The 20,764-nt window shown below is 69.2% G+C and carries 19 protein-coding genes, 2 pseudogenes and 1 riboswitch; of the genes and pseudogenes, 12 read left to right on the top strand and 9 right to left on the bottom strand.

All coding sequences use genetic code 11. The features are described from left to right. Together ON39_RS50410 and ON39_RS05695 are read left to right on the top strand one after the other, a co-directional pair. Positions 1-122 (top strand): annotated as a pseudogene (locus tag ON39_RS50410) (alpha/beta fold hydrolase); the annotation flags it as partial. A gap of 20 nt (positions 123-142) precedes the next feature. Beyond that, on the top strand, positions 143-1,063 hold the full coding sequence (locus ON39_RS05695) for a ferredoxin family protein (RefSeq protein ID WP_051186337.1): 921 nt from the start codon (positions 143-145) through the stop codon (positions 1,061-1,063). 15 nt (positions 1,064-1,078) lie between these two features. On the opposite strand, the gene ON39_RS05700 is transcribed toward ON39_RS05695, so the two are convergent. Together ON39_RS05700 and ON39_RS05705 are read right to left on the bottom strand one after the other, a co-directional pair. Continuing rightward, positions 1,079-1,708, bottom strand: coding sequence for a DUF6301 family protein (locus tag ON39_RS05700; RefSeq protein WP_146251072.1), 630 nt, complete (start codon positions 1,706-1,708; stop codon positions 1,079-1,081). A 79-nt stretch (positions 1,709-1,787) separates the two neighbouring features. Beyond that, positions 1,788-2,729 (bottom strand): annotated as a pseudogene (locus tag ON39_RS05705) (SDR family NAD(P)-dependent oxidoreductase); the annotation flags it as partial. Between the two features lie 229 nt (positions 2,730-2,958). On the opposite strand from ON39_RS05705, the gene ON39_RS05710 reads away from it, so the two are divergent. From ON39_RS05710 to ON39_RS05730, 5 genes are all read left to right on the top strand, one after another. Continuing rightward, a complete protein-coding gene (locus tag ON39_RS05710; protein WP_040731853.1) occupies positions 2,959-3,414 on the top strand; it encodes a hypothetical protein in 456 nt (151 codons plus the stop codon). 21 nt (positions 3,415-3,435) lie between these two features. Continuing rightward, a complete protein-coding gene (locus tag ON39_RS05715; protein ID WP_040731854.1) occupies positions 3,436-6,861 on the top strand; it encodes an error-prone DNA polymerase in 3,426 nt (1,141 codons plus the stop codon). A 93-nt stretch (positions 6,862-6,954) separates the two neighbouring features. Continuing rightward, positions 6,955-7,881 carry a M48 family metalloprotease gene (locus ON39_RS45650; RefSeq protein WP_051186330.1) on the top strand — a complete coding sequence of 309 codons (927 nt, stop codon included), beginning with the start codon at positions 6,955-6,957 and terminating at the stop codon, positions 7,879-7,881. Between the two features lie 95 nt (positions 7,882-7,976). Then, a complete protein-coding gene (locus ON39_RS05725; RefSeq protein WP_051186331.1) occupies positions 7,977-9,011 on the top strand; it encodes a DUF4349 domain-containing protein in 1,035 nt (344 codons plus the stop codon). Further along, positions 8,968-9,198 carry a DUF167 domain-containing protein gene (locus tag ON39_RS05730; RefSeq protein ID WP_040731855.1) on the top strand — a complete coding sequence of 77 codons (231 nt, stop codon included), beginning with the start codon at positions 8,968-8,970 and terminating at the stop codon, positions 9,196-9,198. The genes ON39_RS05725 and ON39_RS05730 overlap by 44 nt, the downstream gene beginning before the upstream one ends. A 45-nt stretch (positions 9,199-9,243) precedes the next feature. On the opposite strand, the gene ON39_RS05735 is transcribed toward ON39_RS05730, so the two are convergent. After that, a complete protein-coding gene (locus tag ON39_RS05735) occupies positions 9,244-9,708 on the bottom strand; it encodes a tRNA (cytidine(34)-2'-O)-methyltransferase (RefSeq protein WP_083894264.1) in 465 nt (154 codons plus the stop codon). A gap of 52 nt (positions 9,709-9,760) precedes the next feature. After that, positions 9,761-10,306, bottom strand: coding sequence for a carboxymuconolactone decarboxylase family protein (locus tag ON39_RS05740; RefSeq protein ID WP_040731860.1), 546 nt, complete (start codon positions 10,304-10,306; stop codon positions 9,761-9,763). A 199-nt stretch (positions 10,307-10,505) separates the two neighbouring features. Between ON39_RS05740 and ON39_RS05745 the strand changes: the two genes are divergently transcribed. After that, complete coding sequence (locus tag ON39_RS05745; RefSeq protein WP_040731893.1) at positions 10,506-10,814, top strand: DUF3017 domain-containing protein; 309 nt, start codon at positions 10,506-10,508, stop codon at positions 10,812-10,814. A gap of 22 nt (positions 10,815-10,836) precedes the next feature. Here ON39_RS05745 and ON39_RS05750 read toward each other — a convergent pair whose 3' ends face one another. Further along, positions 10,837-11,481, bottom strand: coding sequence for a nitroreductase family protein (locus tag ON39_RS05750; RefSeq protein ID WP_040731863.1), 645 nt, complete (start codon positions 11,479-11,481; stop codon positions 10,837-10,839). A 69-nt stretch (positions 11,482-11,550) separates the two neighbouring features. Here ON39_RS05750 and ON39_RS05755 point away from each other — a divergent pair, with 69 nt between their 5' ends. Further along, on the top strand, positions 11,551-11,928 hold the full coding sequence (locus ON39_RS05755) for a winged helix-turn-helix transcriptional regulator (protein WP_051186332.1): 378 nt from the start codon (positions 11,551-11,553) through the stop codon (positions 11,926-11,928). Positions 11,929-12,009: 81 nt separating this feature from the next. On the opposite strand, the gene ON39_RS05760 is transcribed toward ON39_RS05755, so the two are convergent. After that, positions 12,010-12,948: an oxygenase MpaB family protein gene (locus ON39_RS05760; RefSeq protein WP_040731866.1), complete on the bottom strand. Its 939-nt coding sequence runs from the start codon at positions 12,946-12,948 to the stop codon at positions 12,010-12,012. Positions 12,949-13,112: 164 nt separating this feature from the next. Here ON39_RS05760 and ON39_RS05765 point away from each other — a divergent pair, with 164 nt between their 5' ends. Continuing rightward, entirely contained in the window at positions 13,113-13,769 is a 657-nt protein-coding gene (locus tag ON39_RS05765; RefSeq protein WP_040731868.1) for a TetR/AcrR family transcriptional regulator, read from the top strand. A gap of 16 nt (positions 13,770-13,785) precedes the next feature. Here ON39_RS05765 and metX read toward each other — a convergent pair whose 3' ends face one another. The 3 genes from metX to ON39_RS05780 all read right to left on the bottom strand — a co-directional run bounded on the left by metX (position 13,786) and on the right by ON39_RS05780 (position 17,238). Continuing rightward, positions 13,786-14,904 (bottom strand): homoserine O-acetyltransferase MetX, encoded by a 1,119-nt coding sequence (metX, locus tag ON39_RS05770; RefSeq protein WP_040731895.1) that lies wholly within the window; start codon positions 14,902-14,904, stop codon positions 13,786-13,788. Between the two features lie 38 nt (positions 14,905-14,942). Continuing rightward, on the bottom strand, positions 14,943-16,280 hold the full coding sequence (locus tag ON39_RS05775) for a bifunctional o-acetylhomoserine/o-acetylserine sulfhydrylase (RefSeq protein ID WP_051186333.1): 1,338 nt from the start codon (positions 16,278-16,280) through the stop codon (positions 14,943-14,945). Between the two features lie 92 nt (positions 16,281-16,372). Then, positions 16,373-16,483: riboswitch (SAM riboswitch) on the bottom strand. Positions 16,484-16,521: 38 nt separating this feature from the next. Next, the gene (locus tag ON39_RS05780; RefSeq protein ID WP_051186334.1) at positions 16,522-17,238 is read right to left on the bottom strand and encodes a TetR/AcrR family transcriptional regulator; all 717 of its coding nucleotides are present in this window, start codon (positions 17,236-17,238) and stop codon (positions 16,522-16,524) included. A gap of 133 nt (positions 17,239-17,371) precedes the next feature. Between ON39_RS05780 and ON39_RS05785 the strand changes: the two genes are divergently transcribed. Beyond that, positions 17,372-18,868, top strand: coding sequence for an MFS transporter (locus tag ON39_RS05785; protein ID WP_040731871.1), 1,497 nt, complete (start codon positions 17,372-17,374; stop codon positions 18,866-18,868). Between the two features lie 381 nt (positions 18,869-19,249). Continuing rightward, the gene (locus ON39_RS05790; protein ID WP_040731874.1) at positions 19,250-20,467 is read left to right on the top strand and encodes an NADP-dependent isocitrate dehydrogenase; all 1,218 of its coding nucleotides are present in this window, start codon (positions 19,250-19,252) and stop codon (positions 20,465-20,467) included. Positions 20,468-20,764 lie beyond the last annotated feature (297 nt).

The following is a 20,764-nucleotide window of genomic DNA, read 5'->3' on the forward strand; positions in this document are numbered from 1 at the left end:
TGGCGCTCGTGCGCGCCGCCATCCCCGACTGCACCGTCGCGTCCTTCTCCTGCGGCCACAGCATCCACCGCGACCGCTACCGCGAATTCGCGGCCGCCGTACACCCGTTCCTCGCCGCGTGACGCGCACCGGCTTCGAGGGCATGCTCTGCTCCGCCGCCGCGGCGCCGACCCCGCTGCCCGGCACCGCCACCGAGGTGAGCGGCTGGCTGTGTGTCGAGCACCCCGGCGCGTGGGGGCGCGACGTGATCGGTGACGAGGTGCTCGGCCCGGAACTCACCCCCGAGCTCGCGGCCCGCACCGCCGCCGCGCGCGTGCGCCCGACCCTGATCCGCCGCCCCGGCCGCAACGAATTCACCGGCGCCCGAACGGTTTTGATCGCCAGTTCGCGGCCGGAGGACTCCTGGTGCGAGCGCTTCGAGATCACCGATCTGAAACAGCTGCTCGACGTCGATCTGCACCTGCTGGCCGGCCCGCCGCCGGGAATCGGTGTGCCCGTGCGTGATCCGCTCGTACTGGTCTGCGCGCACGGAAAGCGCGACCAGTGCTGCGCCCTGCTCGGCCGCCCGATCGCCGCCGAGCTCGCGACGAAATACCCTGGCCGAGTGTGGGAGTCCTCGCACACCGGCGGCCACCGCTTCGCCCCCGCCCTGGTGCTGCTGCCCTCCGGACTCACTTACGGCCGCCTCGACGCCGCCTCCGCCGCGGAGATGATGGCCGCCGCCCACCGCAACGAGGTCTCGTTGACCGGCCTGCGCGGCCGCAGCTGCTACTCCCCGCTGGAACAACTCGCGGAAGTAGCCGTGCGCGAACAGATCTCAGCCGCCCCCGACGCCCTCACGGTCACCCGCGAAGACATGGCACCGACCGACCCCGCCACGCCCGGTACCGCCCTCGTCACCCACCGCGACGGCCGCCGCTGGCGAATCACCGCCCGCACCATCACCTTCCCGCCCCGCCACCCCAGCTGCAACGCCCCCGCCAAACCCGTAACCGCACTGGTGGTCGACACGATTCACCCTCTACCCGTCGTAGAGCCCGATAGCCAGGACGCCGCCGGCTGACCGACCCCTGGTGTTCTATTCAGCGGTTTCGAGCGACTTGTCGTTCTCGTCGTTCCAGTGCTGATACTCAGGGCTGACGAAGGTGACGTAAACCGATCTGGCGCTGGTGGTCACGGTAACGACGAGGTCCGGTACATCCCAGCGCACGCCCCGGGTCGGCTCGGTCCACGCTTCTGTCGGTCCGTGCCCCACTACCGTGCCTACCTGCTGTGCGAGCTCATCGAATACCTCGTCCAGTTCTCCTCGGACGCTGGGATCATCGAGAACTACGTCGGTGACTTTGAACGAGAACTCCTCCAGCTGAGGTGGCCCACCGAGGTCGGCGAAGTGACCGATGGACACCCTCGCGTCGGGGCGGTTGACGTCGAGATCAGTCGTCAGAGCAGGTTTCCGTCGGTCCGATCCAGACAGTTCCCACCCCGCCCGCTGACTGAAGCTGCGTAGGTCGTCAGGAGTCCAGGTCCAATCGAAGTCGATGGCTGCGCGTACAGCACGTACGGCGCGGTCGATGTCTACACGCATCGGCATGAACAGTTCCTCTGTATGGCGGTTCGGGATCGACTGAAGGATGCTCGAATCTACCTGCTCGGCAACCAATTTCGTCGATGTGCCCGAAGGCTGTCCACAGCGGATTGGAGCTTGCATGCATCCCAATGGACTGAACAGCAGCCGAGAAACGGTCAACTGGATGGTCGAAGCCGCGGCTATCGGAAGCTGGTCGGAGCTACCAGTGGGTGCCCGGTACCCAGCGGGCGGCGCGGCGGAGGGCGGTGCCGGTGACTCGGCGGGCAGTTGAGCGGGGGCGTGGGTTGGGCTGGGGGGCAACGGGTTCCGGGGAGGGCTCGGGCTCGTCGACCTGTTCGCCCTTGGCAGCGGGGGAGTCGGGGAGGGCGCGGTAGTAGCGGTGCAGGATGCGGTCGCGGAATTTGGGGGTGAGTAGGGCGCCGTACTCGGCGAAGGTGCCGAGGGGGACGTCGATGCGCTTGGGGCGCTCGGTCAGCGCGCGCACGATCGTGGCGGCTGCCCACTCGGGCGATTCGGACGGGCCCTGGTCGCCGCTGGGGGTGATCATGGGGGTGCGCACCAGCGGCATGTGGATGGTGGTGAAGGTGACGCCGTCGGCCATGGTCTCGACCGCGGCCACCTCGGCGAACTTGTCCAGCGCGGCCTTGCTGGCCAGGTACGCGGCGAAGCGCGGCGTGGCGACCTGCACGCCCGCGCTGCTGATATTGACGATGTGGCCGAACTTGCGCTCGCGCATCTGCGGCAGCAGGGCGAGCGTCATGCGCAGCGCGCCGAAGTAGTTGACGGCCATGGTGCGTTCGAAGTCGTGCAGCCGGTCGGTGGAGCGGTGGATGGCGCGGCGGATGGACCGGCCCGCGTTGTTCACCAGCATGTCGACGTGGCCGTGCTCGTCGAGAATGGTCTTCACGGTGTGATCGACGGAGTCGGAATCGGTGACGTCACACTGGTATCCGTAGGCGCTGCCGCCGGCCGCCCTGATCTCCTCGACCACCGACGCCAGCTCCTCGCCGCGGCGCGCGAGCAGGAACACGGTGGCGCCCTTGCCCGCGACGGCGATCGCGGCGGCCTTGCCGATGCCCGAGGAAGCGCCGGTGATCAGGACATGCCGGCCGGAGATATCGCGGTTGCGACGACCACGCCGAGTCTCGGGCACCCCCGCCTCCGCCAGCCGACCGCCGCCCCTCATCGAATCGCTTCGCGATGCCTCGTTCACGGGCTGCTCCTTTGCAGATCTGGTTGGCACGAACTTACTCTGAAGTAAGTTTACCCGCCAAGTGGCGCTGGTCACTTTCGAGGTCCACAACCGAGGTGGCGAACACGGCTCGAACAACCTCTCGAAATAGCTCGAACATATGTGCGATACTCGGCGCATGGCGGACGATCGGATGGCGGAAATCTTTGCCGCGGTGCGGCTCGGTGGTGGGGACCAGGCGGCGGCGCGGCAGGCCCTGGAGAAGCTGTGGGACGAGATCGGTGAGGGCGGTGATGCCTTGCACCGCTGCGTGATCGCGCATCACCTAGCCGATCTGCAGCACTCGGCCGCCGCCGCGCTGCTCTGGGATCGGCGCGCGCTGGCCGCGGTGTTCGGCCCCGGCATCCCACTGGACGAGGGCCTGCGCAGCTTCCTGCCGTCGCTGTACCTCAACCTGGCCGACAGCCACCGCCGGGTCGGCGACTTCGAGGCCGCCCGCATGCAACTCGCCATCGCCCGCGGCCACCTCGACGTGCTCGCCGCCGACGCCTACGGCGCGCTGATCCGGGCCGGCCTCGACAAGGTCGAGTCGGCGCTGGCCGAGGGCTCGACGGCGCCGCTGCCCGCCAACTGAGCCGACCGGGAAGGAGACGAGGTGGGCTGGAGTCACGGGCCGCCCACCTGGGCGGAGCTGGAGCGGGTGCTGTCGGGGCGACCCGGCCGGGCCAACCCCGACGAGGGGTACCCCGGCGACGGCGGCGACAGCCCGGCCTGGTCGCGCAAGCGCGGGGAGTACCTGGCCGAGCCGGTGGCCCCCGCCGAAGGGCCGACGGTGCCGTACGCGGAGCTGCACGCGCACTCGGCCTACAGTTTCCTGGACGGCGCGAGTCAGCCGGAGGAGCTGGTGGAGGAGGCCGTGCGGCTCGGTCTGGAGGCGATCGCGCTCACCGATCACGACGGCTTCTACGGCACCGTGCGGTTCGCGGAGGCGGCCAGGGAGTGGGGGATGCCGACGGTCTTCGGAGCCGAGCTGTCGCTGGGCACGGCCGAAGGTGCCGGCGCCAAGGGGCGGTCACGTCGGCGCACAGCCGGTGCTCTCGCGAAACACGCTGAGCAGATTGATAATTCGATCACCGAAAGCGCGCACGCGGACGCACCGGACGCCCAGCCGCGCACGGGATCACCGGACCCCGCCGGCCCGCACCTGCTGGTGCTCGCCCGCGGTCAAGAGGGCTACCGCAGACTCTCGCGAGAGATCTCGGCCGCCCACCTCGCCGCGGGGGAGAAGGGCATCCTCCGCTACGACCTCGACGCGCTCACCGCGGCCGCCGGCGGGCAGTGGCAGATCCTGACCGGCTGCCGCAAGGGACACCTGCGGCAGGCCCTCGCCGACGACTTGCGTTCGGGCAGTACACGTCTCGTGCGCGCCGAGGCCGCGCTGCGCGACCTGACGGAGCGATTCGGCGCGGACAGGGTGAGTGTGGAGCTCACCCACCACGGCATCCCGGAGGACGACGAGCGCAACGCTCACCTCATCGCCCTGGCCGACCGTCTCGGTCTCCCCGTATTGGCCACCACCGGAGCGCATTTCGCCGCGCCCGATCAGCGCCGCCGCGCCATGGCGCTCGCCGCCATCAGGGCCAGGCAGAGCCTGGACGAGATCGCCGGCTGGCTGGCCCCGGCGGGCGGCGCGCACCTGCGCTCCGGCGCGGAGATGGCGCGGCTGTTCGCCGACTGCCCGCAGGCGGTGCGCAACGCGGTCGCGCTGGCCCGCGAATGCGCCTTCGACCTGAAACTGATCGCGCCGAAGCTGCCGCCGTTCGAGGTGCCCGCCGGACACGACGAGAAGTCCTGGCTGCGCGCGCTCACCCTGGAGGGCGCCGCGGCCCGCTACGGTCCGCCGGAGCGAAACCCGCAGGCGTACCGGCAGATCGAGCACGAACTCGCGGTGATCGATGAGCTGAACTTTCCCGGCTACTTCCTGGTCGTGCACGACATCGTCGCCTTCTGCAAGGAGAACGGCATCCTCTGCCAGGGCCGGGGTTCGGCGGCCAACTCGGCGGTCTGCTACGCGATCGGCATCACCAACGTCGACCCGGTCGCCAATGCCCTGCTGTTCGAACGCTTCCTCTCGCAGGAGCGCGACGGCCCGCCCGATATCGACCTCGATATCGAGTCCGACCGCCGCGAGGAGGCCATCCAGCACGTCTACGCCAAGTACGGCCGCGCGTACGCCGCGCAGGTCGCCAATGTGATCACCTATCGCGGCAAGTCCGCGGTCCGCGATGCCGCACGCGCGCTGGGCTTCTCGCCGGGGCAGCAGGACGCGTGGAGCAAGCAGGTGAGCCGGTGGACCGGCGTCGGCGCGGAGACCGGCACCGACATCCCCGCCGAGGTGCTCCAGCTGGCCGCCGAGATCGAGGGCCTGCCAAGGCATCTCGGCATCCACTCCGGCGGCATGGTGATCTGCGACCGCCCCATCGCCGACGTCTGCCCGGTGGAGTGGGCGCGCATGCCCGGTCGCAGCGTGCTGCAGTGGGACAAAGACGACTGCGCCGCAATCGATTTGGTGAAGTTCGACCTGCTCGGCCTCGGCATGCTCTCCGCGCTGCACTACATGATCGACCTGGTGCGCGAGCACACCGGCGAGATCGTCGAGCTGCACAAGCTCGACCTGAAGGAGGCCGCCGTCTACGAGATGCTCTCGCGCGCCGACTCGGTGGGCGTGTTCCAGGTGGAGTCGCGCGCGCAGATGGCCACGCTGCCCCGGCTGCGGCCGAGGGAGTTCTATGACCTGGTGGTCGAGGTGGCGCTGATCCGCCCCGGCCCCATCCAGGGCGGTTCGGTGCACCCCTATATCCGGCGCCGCAACGGCACCGAGGAGGTGACCTATGACCATCCGGCACTGGAGAATTCGCTGTCGCGCACGCTCGGCGTCCCGCTGTTCCAGGAGCAGCTCATGCAGATGGCCGTCGACGTCGCGGGATTCACCGCCGCCGAGGCCGACCAGCTGCGCCGCGCGATGGGCGCCAAACGCTCCACCCAGCGCATGGAGGCGCTCAAGGCGCGCCTCTATCAGGGCATGCGCGACCTGCACGGAATCACCGGCGAGGTCGCCGACCGCATCTACGAGAAGCTGCACGCCTTCGCGAATTTCGGCTTCCCGGAGAGTCATTCGCAGAGCTTCGCCTCGATCGTGTTCTACTCCTCGTGGTTCAAGCTGCACCACCCCGCCGCCTTCTGCGCCGGGCTGCTCCGCGCGCAGCCGATGGGCTTCTACTCCCCGCAATCCCTGGTCGCCGACGCGCGCAGGCACGGGGTTCTGGTGCACGGCCCCGACATCAATGCCAGCCGCGCCGAACCCACCCTCGAACACGAGGGCACCCAGGTGCGCCTCGGCCTGGCCTCGGTCCGGCACATCGGCCCCGACCTCGCCGAAAAGATAGTCGCCGCAAGGGAAGACGGGCCGTACACGTCCTTCCTCGACCTGACCGGTCGCGTGGAGCTCACGGTCGCCCAGGCGGAGTCGCTCGCCACTGCGGGCGCCCTGGGCGGGCTCGGCGACACCCGCCGCGAGGCGCTGTGGGCCGCGGGCGCCGCCGCGGGGGAGCGCCGGGATCGACTACCCGGCACCGGTGCCGCCACCACCGCCCCGGTGCTGCCCGGCATGAGCGACCTGGAACTGGCCGCCGCCGACGTCTGGGCCACCGGCGTCTCTCCCGGCAGCTACCCCACCGAATTCCTGCGTCCGCGCCTCGACGCCCTCGGCGTGATCCCCGCCGCCGGCCTGCTCGCCGTCCGTGACGGGACACGGGTGCTGATCGGCGGCGCGGTGACCCACCGGCAGCGCCCCGCAACGGCCGCAGGCGTCACCTTCCTCAATCTGGAGGACGAGACCGGCATGGTGAACGTGGTCTGCTCGGTCGGCCTGTGGACCCGGTACCGCCGCCTGGCGCAGAGCGCCCCGGCCCTGCTCATCCGGGGTCGTCTGCAGAACGCCGAGGGCGCGGTCAGCGTCCTCGCCGAGCACCTGCAGCGCCTGGATCTGCGCGTCGACTCGAAGTCCCGCGACTTCCGCTGAGGCGCTGGACAACTCGCTTTCCCGGCAGGCGTACGCAGTCGTACGATGAAGGGTTCTGCCAAGCGCCGGCCCGTTCGACAATCGGGAGTTCCCATGCCTGCGCCCTCCGCCGCCGACTCACCTCGGCGCACCGCCGCCCCCGCCGCCCGCCGCTACCCGGCCGTGGCCGCGACCGTGCTGCTGGCACTGCCGACCATCGCGCTCAGCGTCGCGATCGTGCTCATTCTCGGCGCCTGGGCGGGTCTCTGGCTATCGGTGACGGCCGTCGTGATCTGGGTCTTCGCCGGCGTGATGCTCTTCGACGCGGCCTGGTTCACCCCCGACCGCGCGAGGTTCGCCAAGGCGTCCGGGTATCGGCGACCGATCCCACCGGAAGACGAAATCCTCGCTGTCGCTTGGGGAAACGTCACCAGCGCGCCCGGCGTCGACGGATGGCCCTACTCGCTGTGGGTGGAGCAGTCCGAGGATCCGAATGCCGCCGCCGCGCCGAGTCGCATTGTCGCCGTGACGAGTTCGGCGCTCACCCTCGACCCCCGGCAGCTCGAGGCGATGCTCGCGCACGAGCTCGGACACCACCGGAACGTCGATCCGCGGGTGCGGCTGCTCGACGCGTGGATTGCCATGCCCCGTCGCGTGCTGTGGGCGGTGTGCCGCCTGGCCGGGCGGCCCGCGGGGATTCTCGGTGCGCTCGCGCCGTGCGTCCGATCGATCGTCGCGATCGGGATGCTGCCTGTCGCGGCCATCGCGCTGACGCCGGTCGTGGGCCGCACCGCCGCACTGCTGTTCGTCGCCCTGCTGATCGTGGAGCCGTTGACCCGGGGCGTGCAGGAGCGCCGCGACGAGTTCGCCGCCGACCGGGCCGCGGTCGACCTCGGCTACGGCCGCGAACTCGCCGCCGCGCTGCGACAATGGGAACCCGCCGACCTGCCGCGCCTGGTGGCGCTGCGCCGACGCCTGTACGGGACGCATCCCGCGCTGGCCCCCCGCGTCGCGCGGATCACCGCCCGGCTCGGCGAATGACCTGGCCGCCCACAGTTTTAGAGAACTGTTAGAAGGGCTCTAGAGAACCGTTATGCCGGGCCGTTCGCGCGGTCGCGGGGGCTACTGTGCGAATCATGCGGAAGCTTGCTGTGCTGTGCATCGGACTGCTCGGCCTGACGTTGCTCGTCGGCTGTGGGGGCGACAACGACCGCGCGCGGCCGGGCGGGCCGCCGGACCGGGCGTCGAGCTACGCGTCCATGGAGCCCGCGCCCGCCGCGCCTCCGCTGAGCGAACACGGGCCGGGGCGCGGTGACAATGGACCGGCGCGCAAGGACAATGTCGGCGGCGAAACGGTCACGGCGCGTATGGAAGTCGTCAGCGGCAGCGTCGAGATGACCGCGGGTGAGCCGGTCGAGACGGCGGGCAAGGTCGCCGACCGGGTGCGCGAGGCCGGCGGCCGGGTCGACAGCAGGACCGAGCAGCCCGGCACCGACGACACCGATCCCAGTGCCACGCTCACAGTCCGGGTGCCCGCGGACAAGACCGACGCGTTCATCGACGGACTCGGCGGCCTCGGCCGCGTCACCAGGGTGCACACCAACCGCGACGACGTGACGATGCAGTGGGAAGACCTGGACGCCAGGATCAAGGCCCTGCAGGCCTCCGTCGACCGGCTGCGCGGGCTCATCGCCGGCGCGACCAACACCGCCGACCTGATCAACGCCGAGCAGGCCCTGTCCAGCAGGCAGGGCGAGCTCGACAGCCTGACCGCGCAGAAGCGCCACCTCGACGACGAGGTCGCGCTGTCCACGCTCACTGTCGACATCACCACCGCGACCACCAAGGCCGAGGAGGACCGCGCCGACAACTTCTGGGAGGGCATCGTCGCGGGCTGGAACTCGCTGGTGGACTGGCTGAAAGACGCGGTCGTGTTCACCGGCAAGGCGCTGCCGTGGCTAGGCTTCCTCGTGGTGCTCGGCGCCGTGGTGTGGGCCATCGTGCGGCGGGTGTCGCGGCGACGCCGGGGCGGCGCTCGAACGGAATCGCCTGTGGGCGTGGCGTCCGGCTCCGGTGAAGGCGCGCAACAGGTTACGGGTTCGGGCGGCGCGGCGACGGGAGCGAAGAGTGCGGGAGACGGTCCGGGCGGTCATCAAGCCGAACAGCCGTAAGGGTCCGCTCGTCGAGACCCTCGACGACGGCACTCTCCAGCTGTACGTGCGCGCGCCGGCCGTCGAAGGCAAGGCGAACAGGGCCGCCGTCGCACTGCTCGCCGAGCACTACGGAGTGCCGAAGAGCGCCGTCAGTCTGGCGGCCGGCGCCACCTCCCGCTTCAAGCGCTTCGAGATCGATCGCTGAGCCGAACGCGAAACCGGCTGCGCGACAAAGCTTCCGCGGGCGCGGTCACACTCCGCCGGGAAAGCCGACCTGACGCCAGGCCTCGTACGCCGCGACCGCCGCCGCGTTGGACAGGTTCATCGAACGCCGGCCCGGCAGCATGGGAATGCGCAGCTGATCGGTGACGTGCGGGTCGTCGAGGACCGTCGCGGGCAGCCCCGTCGGCTCGGTGCCGAAGAGCAGCACATCGCCCTCGCGGTAGTCCACCTCGGTGTAGCGCGTGGTCGCCTGCGTCGTGAACGCGAACACCCGCTCCGGCCGCAGCGCCGCCCACGCCGCCGCGAGATCCTTGTGCACCGTCACCGAGGCCAGATCGTGGTAGTCCAGCCCCGCCCGCCGCAGCTTCGCCTCCGAGAGATCGAACCCCAACGGCTCGATCAGGTGCAGCTCACACCCCGTCCCCGCCACCAGCCGAATCGCATTGCCGGTGTTGCCGGGGATGGCGGGCTCATGAAACATCAGTCGGAACACAGTTCGCCAGTCAACCAGGTGGCCCCCGACGGCTGCCGGACGAGTCGGTCGGTCAGTTCGCGGGACGCTCCGGCAGCGCGCACATACCGCCCTCGGCCATGCCGGTCGGGCGGACGCCGAGGCCCTGGTTGAGGCGGGCGCGCTGGTTCTCCCACGCGATGGTGGCCGCCAGCTCGGCGAGCTGAGCGCGCGACAGGTGCTGCAGCAGATCGGCGCGCAGGTCGTCGAGGTCGACGGCGGGGGTGGCGGTCATGGCCTCGGCGAAGGCGATGACGAGCTTCTCGAGTTCGGTGTATGCGTCGCTGGTGCGGTAGCGAGGCAGGTCCGTGAGCTGACGCTCGCTGAGGCCGGCCGACTGGGCCAGCGCGGAGCCGATGTCCAGGCAGAACTCACAGTTCACCAGGCCCGCGGTCTTCAGCTCAGCCAACTCCTTGAGCTTCGGATCGAGTCGGTTGGTGAACAGCAGCGCGGTCTCGAACACCAAGGTGCTCAACAGGATCTGCGGTCGACGCAGCAGCCAGCCGAACAGATCCGACCGGTTCCGCTTGGCCTGCCGCACCGCCGCCAGGTAGTGCCCAATCCGTGTCAAGGCCCTCATTGCTCACCCTCCTGAATCGGATAATCGCGACGTCACATTTAAACTACGCTTCGTAGTACCGACTGGGAATCGTGAATCACCCCACGTTGTTTCGCGACGCGCCCCGCGCGATCGAGGCGGGTCACGTGATCGAGGAGAAGCCCGTCGGCGACGCGCGAGCGGTGGCGTCTGTAAGAATCGGGGGGTGACCGATGCCGACATGTCCACCGCGGACCAGCGGGCGGGCGGCGGGGGCTCGCAGTTCCTGCGAGCCCACCTGCCGCTGGTCGTCGTGGCGCTGGTCATCGCGGTGGCCATCGTGTTCGTGGCCCAGGATCGGTGGCGCCGCGGCGCGCTGTTCTTCGGCGGCGCCACCCTGCTCGCCGCCGCCTTCCGCCTGTGCCTGCCGACCGCGCGGGTCGGCCTGCTCGCCGTGCGCAGCAAGCCCTTCGACGTCGGCGCGCTGACCGTGCTCGGCTCGGCCATCGTGTTCATCGCCGCCACCATCAACACCCTCGGTGTCGGCTGAGATTACCTGGCGCGCAACGAGTTCAGCGGCTGACGTACTGCTCCGGGAAGACCGTCAGCTCGCGCGGCTTGCGACCGGGGTGCGGCGGGACGGTATCGCTGTAGCCGACCGCGACCAGGACCGCGATGGCCAGCTCGTCGCGGTCGCCGATCCCGATGGCCTGCTTGACCAGCTCCGGATCCCAGCCGTTCATCGGGGCCGAGGCCAGGCCGAGTCCGGTGGCGGCCAGCATGACGTAGGTGGCCGCGATCATCGCGTTCTTCACGGCGTTCTCCCGCAGCAGGCCGCGTTCGCGCAGCGAATGGAACTCGCTGCGGGAGTGGAACATCGCGGTGAACTCGGCGTTCCACGCGCCGTTGCGGCCGGCCAGCTCGGCGATGTCGGCGTTGCCGTCCTGCCAGGCCGTCGGGTCGGCGACGAACACCAGCACGACCGGCGCCTCCAGCGGCTGCGGCTGACCGAACGCGGCCTTCGAGAGTGCCTGCCGCCCGGCCTCGCTGGTGACCACGACGATCGAGCGGTCCTGCATGTTCCACGCGCTCGGCGCCTGCACCGCCAAGTCCAGGAGCTCGTCGAGCAGCTCCGGCGCCACGGGTTCGGGCCGGAAGTGGCGGGTCGTGCGGCGGGCGCGGATCGCGGCGGGAACCGAGAGTATCTGTTTTTGCATAATTCTTACTATCGGAGAGTGGCACTCTATTGGGAAGAAGGCACTAATTAGTGCGTTACACTCTCGAAGGTGCGCACGCTGATCGAAGGCACCGACCTGCCCGCCGACATCTACTCGGCCAAATGCCCCACCCGCCAGGTTCTCGACCGCATCGCCGGCAAATGGACGGTACTCATCGTCGATGCCCTGGCCGAGGGCACCATGCGCTACACCGACCTGCACAAGCGCATCGACGGCATCTCGCAGAAGATGCTGACGCAGACGCTGCGCGAGCTGGAGGCGGACGGATTCCTCACGCGCACTGTGCATCCCACCGTTCCGCCCCGGGTCGAGTACGCCCTCACCGACCTCGGCCACAGCCTGCGCACACCCATTGCGGCCCTGCGGGATTGGATAGAGGCCAATATCAACCTGATCGAGCGGGCCCGTCGCACCGCCGGGCGCTGACACGAAACACGCGGCGGCGCAGGGCCGTTCGGTGCGCGGCGAGACGCTGTTCAGCGCTGAGTATTCGGCATGAAACGAGGCTCAGACCAGCGCGGCGCGCCCGGATCGCTTGCCGTGCAGGGCGCGTGCCTGCTCCGGGGTGATCGTCTCCGGCCTGGCCGGCGGCGCCGCGTTGAGGTGCTCCTTCAGGATCTGCCCCGCCATCGGCGCGATGAACGGCGCCGCGACGAGCAGCCCGAACGAGTCGAACCGGGCGAATGCCCACACCAGCACCCGCGTGGGCAGTTTCACGGCCAGATCGACGAGACCGGGTCGATCGAACCGGCCGAGCCTGCGCATCCACTTCGGCAGGGTCGCCACCGACGCCAGCGAAAGCAGCCTGCTCCCAAGGGCATACGACCACCCGGCGCCGTTGCGCGGCGAGGTCCACAGCAGATGGTGCATGCCCTCCTCGGCCCGTTCCGAGGTGCACAGCCGCGGCCGGACCCGCGCGTAGTACTCGCGCACCTCGGCGCGCGAGCGCGGCACGTCCTCGGGCTTGCACGTCTGCAGTTCGGCCGCGATCGCGCACTCCTGCCAGAATCGCGTCTCCTCCTCGGGCGTCAGCCCCGGCCCGAACACCTCGTAGGCCTTGAGCACCGAGTGCCAGCCGGTGATGTGAATCCAGAGCTGGGTGTCGGGGCTGTTCGCGCTGTAGCGGTTTCCGCTGATCGGCTCGATGCCGGTCATCGGCGCGTGGATTCCCATGAGGTGCTCGGCGGCCTGGATGGCGGTGCGCCCGTCGGCGATCGCGGCGATCAGGAAGTAGGAGAAGGTGTGGTCGAGCCGCTTGCGCGGGTCGCTGTAGATGCCGCGCGAGTCGGCGACGGCCGCGGTCAGGAACGGATCGAAGTGCTCGAGCACGACGGCCCGCTGGAATCCGATGACCGCGGTCGGCGCGGTCCACACCTTCCAGCTCGGGGAATCGGGGCCGAAGAATCCGTAGTCGTCCCGGCGCAGGGTGGTCGGATCGAAGTGCATCACGTGCTCCTTTGCGGTGATCGCCCCGGCACCGGGGGTGAATACAACGCAACCGTAGCAATTGTGCGCAGTGAATACAACGGCCGCGTAGCATTTATGACGGCCGGGATTCGGGATCGCGGCCGCAATGCTGTCAGGATGGACCGCATGGAGGTGCGGCGGCAGTGACTACATCGCGAACCGAACGCCCGCGGCGGCGATACGCCCCCCGCCTGCCGCCGGAGCAGCGCCGGGCGCAGCTGCTCGACGCCGCCTTCGCGGTGCTGAGCCGGGTGGAGCTGCACGAGCTGAGCATGGAGGCGGTCGCCCAGGAGGCGGGCGTCGGCAAGCCGGTGCTCTACACCGTCTTCAAGACCCGCGCTGAGCTCGTCGCGGCGCTGCTGGAACGCGAGCGCGAGCGCGGCCTCGAACAGGTCGCCGAGACCCTGCCCGCCGACCTGATGGGCGCCGACCCGGTGGTGGCGGCCTCGGCCACCGTCGAGGCGTTCGTCGGTGTGGCACTGGAGAATCCGACCCGCTGGCGGCTGATCCTCGCCGGGCCGGGCAACGCGCCCGACGAATACCGTGCGGCACTGCGCGATTCCCGCGCCGGCATCTTCGACCGGGCCGAGGCGCTGGTCCGCGTCGGCACCGCGCTCGAACCGCGGTGGGCGGGAGTGGATTCCGCGCTGCTCACCAACTCGCTGCTGCAGATCGCGGAGATGCTCGGCCGGCTCGCGGTCAGCGAGCCCGAGGAATACCCGCGCGAGCGACTGCAAGGATTCGTCAACGCCATCGTCGGCCTGCTGATGGGCGCGCCCTCGAAAGAGAGTGGCGCGTAACGAAATACGAGCAGGTTCAGCGGGTGGGCTGACGGCTCTGCTGGGCCAGTCGCATGGTCTCGGTCAGCAGCTTCGACACGGCGGCCGCCTCGGTGAGGAAGCCGTCGTGCCCGTCGCGCGAGTGCACGACCTCGAGCCCGTCGCAGCCCGGCAGCCCCTCGGCCAGCTCCTGCTGCGTGCGCAGCGGATACAGCCGATCGGAGTCGACGCCGCCGACCACGCACGGCACCGGCGTCGCGGCCAGCGCCGCCCGCACGCCGCCTCGTCCGCGGCCGATGTCGTGCCTGTTCATCGCCTCGGTCAGCAGCACGTAGGTGCCGGGATCGAAACGGCCGCACAGCTTGTCGGCCTGGTGATCCAGGTAGCTCTGCACCGCGTACCGGCCGCCGCGCCACGGATCCTCGTCGCCCTGCGCGCTGTTCTCGAACCGGTGATCCAGCTCGTCCTCGGTGCGATAGGTCAGGTGCGCGATACGACGGGCGATGCCCATGCCCGTCATCGGCGCGCGACCGGTGTCGTGGTAATCGCCGCCCTGCCAGTCCGGATCGGCCTTGATCGCCGCGATCTGGGTGGTCTGCGTGCCGATCTGATCGGCGGTGGCGCGGGCGCCGACGGCCAGCACCAGCGCGGAACCGACCCGGTCCGGCGCGCCGACCATCCACTCGAGCACCCGCATGCCGCCCATCGACCCGCCGACCACCGCGGCGAGCCGCTCGATGCCGAGCAGGTCCATGAGGTTCGCCTCGGCGGTCACCTGATCGCGGATGGAGATCTCCGGAAACCGTGCGCCCCAAGGCTTTCCGTCGGGCGCGAGGGTCGACGGCCCGGTGCTGCCCTGGCAGCCGCCGAGCACGTTCGTCGCGATCACACACCACTCGTCGGTGTCGAGCGGGGCGCCGGGGCCGACCATCCCGTCCCACCAGCCGGGCAGCGGATGGATGTCGTCCGGGTGCCCGACCACGTGCGAGTCGCCGGTCAGCGCGTGCTCGACCAGCACGACGTTGTCCAGCGTGGGGGAGAGCTCGCCCCACCGCTGCACCGCCAGGTGGACCTGCGGGATGACCGCGCCGCTCTCCAGCCGCACGTCCCCGATGGGGATGATGCCGAGCCGCCCGTCCGGAGGCGGCAGGGCCACCCCGGACGGACGGGCGAAACTCGGTTCGGTACTCACCGTCACGTCGCCGCCGCCGCGAAACCGGCGCGCAGATCGTTCAGGATGTCGTCGATGCCCTCGATTCCCACCGCCAGGCGGACCAGGCCCGGAGTGACGCCCGCGAGCAGTTGCTCTTCCGGCGTCAGCTGCGAATGTGTGGTCGACGCGGGGTGGATCACGAGGGAGCGCACATCTCCGATGTTAGCCACATGGCTGTGCAGGGCTAATCCGTCCACGAACTTCTTGCCCGCGTCGACGCCGCCGCGCAGTTCGAAGGCGACGATGGCGCCGGGTCCCTTCGGCGCGAGTCGCTTGGCCCGCTCATACCACGGTGACGTGGGCAGACCGGCGTAGATGACCTTCTCGACCGCCGGCTGGTTCGTGAGGAACTCGGCCACCGCCTGCGCGTTGGCGACGTGCCGTTCGATCCGCAGGCTGAGCGTCTCGATGCCCTGGCTGATCAGGAACGCGTTGAACGGGGAGATCGCCGAGCCGAGATCGCGCAGCAACTGCACGCGGGCCTTGAGCGCGAAGGCCGGCGCGCCGAGGTCGGCGAAGACCGCGCCGTGGTAGCTCGGGTCCGGGGTGGTGAAGCCGGGGAAGCGGGGCCGGCCCTGTTCGTCGGTCACCGTCCAGTCGAAGGTGCCGCCGTCGACGATCACGCCGGCCACCGCCGCGCCGTGCCCGCCGAGGTACTTCGTCGCCGAGTGCACCACGATGTCGGCGCCGTGCGCCAGCGGCTGGATGAGATACGGCGTGGCCACCGTGTTGTCCACGATCAATGGCAGCCCGGCCGCGTGCGCGAGGGCGGAGATACCGGGGATGTCGAGGATGGCGCTGCTCGGGTTGGCGATGGTCTCGCCGTAGAGCGCCTTGGTGTTCGGCCGGATCGCGGCCTGCCACTGATCCAGGTTGTCCGGGTCCTCGACGAAGGACACCTCGATGCCGAGCTTGGGCAGCGTGTAGTGGAAGAGGTTGTAGGTGCCGCCGTAGAGGTGCGGGCTCGACACGATGTGATCGCCCGCCGCGGCCAGGTTCAGGATCGCGAAGGTCTCCGCGGCCTGCCCGGACGACAGCAGCAGGGCGGCGACGCCACCCTCGAGCGCGGCGACGCGCTGCTCGACCACGTCCTGGGTCGGGTTCATGATCCGGGTGTAGATATTGCCCGGCTCGGCGAGCCCGAACAGCGCGGCGGCGTGGTCGGTGTCGCGGAACGCGTACGAGGTGGTCTGGTAGATGGGCAGGGCGCGGGCACCGGTGGTGCCGTCGGGAACCTGGCCCGCGTGCACCTGCTTGGTCTCGAAGGACCACTGCGCGGTGGGGTCGACGTCGGCCGCGGACACGGTGGAATCACTCATGAGCTTTGCTCCAAGGAAAAGGTTGTTCGCCGGGATTTACAGAGTTATCGGGGAATAGGCGAAGTACAACAACACATTTCGGGAACCTCCTGAAGGCGCGCTTGCTCTCGACCTTCGAGAGCCCGGTCATCACCCGGAGCACCCCACCGCTGCAGGAGGGTTGCCGTCCAGCGAGCCGGGGCTTCGCGCTGGCACTCATGACCTGAAGGCATCATAACCGGCCGCCGAACCGTGGCCGAAATCAGTCCGCCGCGCCGGTCCGTCCCCCGCCGCAGACGCGCAGGAACTCGTCGAACGTCGCGCTGAAGGTGTTGCGGCCGACCGTGGCCGCGGTGTGCATGTCGTCGTAGTCGAAGATGTCCTCGCCGCACTCCATGCTCAGGTGGCCGATGAGCTGCCAGCTGCCCAGGATCAGCCGCACCGGCAGCGCGTCGGGCGTGGTGCCGAGTCGTTCGGCGACCGCCTCGGCGATCGCGACGTTCTTGCTGTCGGCGTGTTCGAGGCTGCGCGCGCCGACCGACGGGCTGCTGCGCACGACCCGCTGCATCTGCTGGAACTGATGGAACGAGACCGGCCACTCGGAGGTCGCCCGCACCGCCGAGTCGACGACCTGCAGGAACGCCTCGCGCAGCGACTCGAGCTCGTTGCCGGTGACGGGGAGCCTGCGCAACGCGTCCGCGATGGCCCTGCCGAAATCCTGGATCGGGCCGAGGACGATGTCCTCTTTGCTGTCGAAGTACCGATTGATCGTGCGGGGGGAGACGTCCGCCGCGTTGGCGATCTGCTCGATCGTCGTCGCCTCGAAACCCTGTGTGTCACAGAGGTTCAGCGCGACCTCGATGATCCGCAGCCGGGTCTGCTGCTTCTTGCGTTCGCGCAGGCCGGGCCCGGGGCTCGCGGTGGCGGCGGGCGGCTCCGCGGCGGTACTCGCGCCCGTCGGCGTCGGTGACTCGAGCATGCTCACACCCTATCGCAACCCAGTGTTTTCGTGTCGGTAACCGCCAAATGTCGTACTGCGACATTTTTCTCTTGACGACAATTGTCGCTTGATGCCAAGATAGCCAACGAGTTCGAAGGATGAGGAGACGACCGTGACCGATACTGCGCAAGCGGTAGACATTTCAGAGAGAAAAGGCGGGTCGGCGCGCTGGTTCGCCCTCGCGGTGATCGCGTTGGCCCAGCTCATGGTGGTCCTCGACGCCACTATCGTGACGATCTCGCTGCCGTTCGCGCAGCAGGATCTCGGCATCAGCGACGGCAACAAGCAGTGGATGCTGACCGCTTACACGCTGATCTTCGGCGGCCTGCTGCTGCTCGGCGGCCGGCTGGCCGACTACCTCGGACGACGCCGGATCTTCATCATCGGCCTGGTCGGCTTCGCCGCCGCGTCGGCACTCGCCGGTCTGGCGCAGAACGGCGCGGAGATGTTCGCTGGACGCGCGCTGCAGGGTGCGTTCGCCGCGCTGCTCGCCCCCGCTGCCCTGTCGCTGCTCTCGGTGACCTTCACCGAACCCGGCGAGCGGGCCACGGCCTTCGGCGTCTTCGCGGGCATCTCGGCCGGTGGCGCCGCGCTCGGCCTGATCGCCGGCGGCGCGCTCACCGAGTACGCCTCGTGGCGCTGGTGCCTGCTGGTGAACACCCCGATCGCCCTGATCGCCCTGCTCGGCGCGCTGGCGTGGGTGGTCAAGGACGTGCCGACGCCGCGGACCGGCGGCTACGACGTGCCGGGCGCGGTCACCGTGACACTCGGCCTGATCGCGATCGTCTACGGGTTCAGCCGCGCCGCCGACGACGGCTGGCTCTCGGGCAGCACGCTGGGCCTGCTCATCGCGGGTGCGGCGCTACTGATCGCGTTCGTCGCGATCGAACGGCGCTCGGCCAATCCGCTGCTGCCGCTGCACATTCCGGGTGAGATCAACCGCGGCGGCGCGTTCCTGGCCGCGCTGCTCGTGCCGATCGCCATGTTCGCGATGTTCCTGTTCCTCAGCTACTACTTCCAGATCACCCTGGGGTACTCGTCGCTGAAGGCGGGCTTCGCGTTCCTGCCCTTCCCCGCGGGCATCGCGATCTCCGCGGGCGTCACCAGCGCGCTGCTGCCCAAGCTCGGCCCGCGTCCGCTGATGGTGGCCGGCGCCGTGCTCGGCGTGCTCGGCCTGCTGTGGCTGGCCCAGCTCGGCTTCGGCGACGGCTACGCCACCAGCGTGCTGCCCTCGCAGGTGCTGATCGCACTCGGCATGGGACCGCTGTTCGTCGGCATGCAGACCGTCGCGCTGCACCAGGTCGAGGAGGCCGACTCCGGCGTGGCCAGTGCGCTGCTCAACGCGGCGCAGCAGGTCGGCGGCGCGGTCGGCACGGCCCTGCTGACGACCATCTCGGTGCAGACGGCCAAGTCCTACGCCGAGAGCCACGCGACGATCGACAACCTGATCGCCCGCGCCTCGATCCACAGCTACGACGTGGCCTTCTACGTCGGCGCCGGGTTCTTCCTCGCCGCCGTTCCGGTGATCGCGCTGATGATCCGGGACCGGCCGGAGAACCTGATCGAGGGCTCCGAGGACGGGGCGCGCCCGGTCCACGTCGGCGTCTGATCCAGTCGAAGAAAGACACCTCGGTCCGCGTATCGCCAGTTCGGCGGTGCGCGGACCGAGGTCGTCGCGGGCATCGACCGGCGAATTGCGTAATGACCTACCAGTCAGTAAGTTCGTGGGGTTTCTCACTCCGGGGGCTGCCCGCACACCGCGATCATCGGCAGCAGTACGCTTGTCTTGTTTGCACCGACGTCTCGCGGACAACGCGGGACATATACGTTGTCTGTTGGAACAGCTGGGGTCCGCTCACAAGCGAGATCGCGGCATGAGCGTTAAGCCTTGGGCGGCAATTGCATTACCGCGAAAGGCCGAGTGCATGCCGCCTGTCAAGCACAGCCTGGCCGTGCAATGAGGCGCCATCCTAGGAGGACACGAAGATCCATGTCCAAAATCAAGGTTGAGGGGACCGTCGTCGAACTCGACGGCGACGAGATGACCCGGATCATCTGGCAGTTCATCAAGGACAAGCTGATCCATCCGTATCTCGACGTGAATCTCGAGTACTACGACCTGGGCATCGAGTACCGGGACAAGACCGATGACCAGGTCACCGTCGACGCGGCCGAGGCGATCAAGCGCCACGGGGTCGGCGTCAAGTGCGCCACCATCACCCCGGACGAGGCGCGCGTCGAGGAGTTCGGCCTGAAGAAGATGTGGCGGTCGCCCAACGGCACCATCCGCAACATCCTCGGCGGCACCATCTTCCGTGCGCCGATCATCATCTCCAACGTCCCGCGCCTGGTGCCCGGCTGGACCAAGCCGATCATCATCGGCAGGCACGCGTTCGGCGACCAGTACCGCGCCACCGATTTCAAGGTGTACCAGGCGGGCACGGTCACCGTGACCTTCACGCCCGAGGACGGCAGCGAGCCGATCCAGCACGAGGTCGTGAAGATGCCGGAGGACGGCGGCGTCGTCATGGGCATGTACAACTTCAAGAGCTCGATCATCGACTTCGCGCGGGCCTCCTTCAACTACGGCCTGCAGCAGAACTACCCGGTGTACCTCTCGACGAAGAACACCATCCTGAAGGCCTACGACGGCATGTTCAAGGACACCTTCCAGGAGATCTTCGACGCCGAGTTCAAGACCCAGTTCGACGCGGCGGGCCTGACCTACGAGCACCGCCTGATCGACGACATGGTCGCCTCCTCCATGAAGTGGGAGGGCGGCTACGTCTGGGCCTGCAAGAACTACGACGGCGACGTGCAGTCCGACACCGTGGCCCAGGGCTTCGGCTCGCTCGGCCTGATGACGTCGGTGCTGCTCACCCCGGACGGCAGGACCTGTGAGGCGGAGGCCGCGCACGGCACCGTCACCCGGCACTACCGCCAGCACCAGCAGGGCAAGCCGACCTCGACCAACCCGATCGCGTCGATCTTCGCCTGGACGCGCGGGCTCGAGCACCGCGGCAAGCTCGACAACACCCCCGAGGTCATCGGCTTCGCGCAGACACTAGAGGATGTCGTCATCAAGACCGTCGAGGGCGGCCAGATGACCAAGGACCTCGCGCTGCTCGTCGGCGGCGACCAGGGCTACCTCAGCACCGAGGAGTTCCTCGGCGCGCTCGACGCGAACCTGGCCCGCGCGCTGCGCTGACCGGGGAGACAACCCGGCGCTGGACGCGGTCCGGCGCCGGGGGATGTGCTTACGGGCACCCGCACCACGTGGTGGTACGGGTGCCCGGACTGTATTCCGGGGACGTTCGCTTCCGAATGGAAATTGCCAGGTGCTCGCGCGAGGTCTGTCGCTATTGCGCGGTTTTACGTTCTGACCTGCACGTTTTCTTGACGCTCCGGTGACTCGACTCACGTTTACTCGGGAAGCGAAATCGTCGGCCGGAGCGTTTCATGGATACGTGACCACTCCCCTCGCCACCCAGGCCCCCGCACGCCC

This window comes from Nocardia tenerifensis NBRC 101015 (assembly GCF_000308715.1).
In the GTDB taxonomy this organism is placed as follows: Bacteria; Actinomycetota; Actinomycetes; order Mycobacteriales; family Mycobacteriaceae; genus Nocardia; species Nocardia tenerifensis.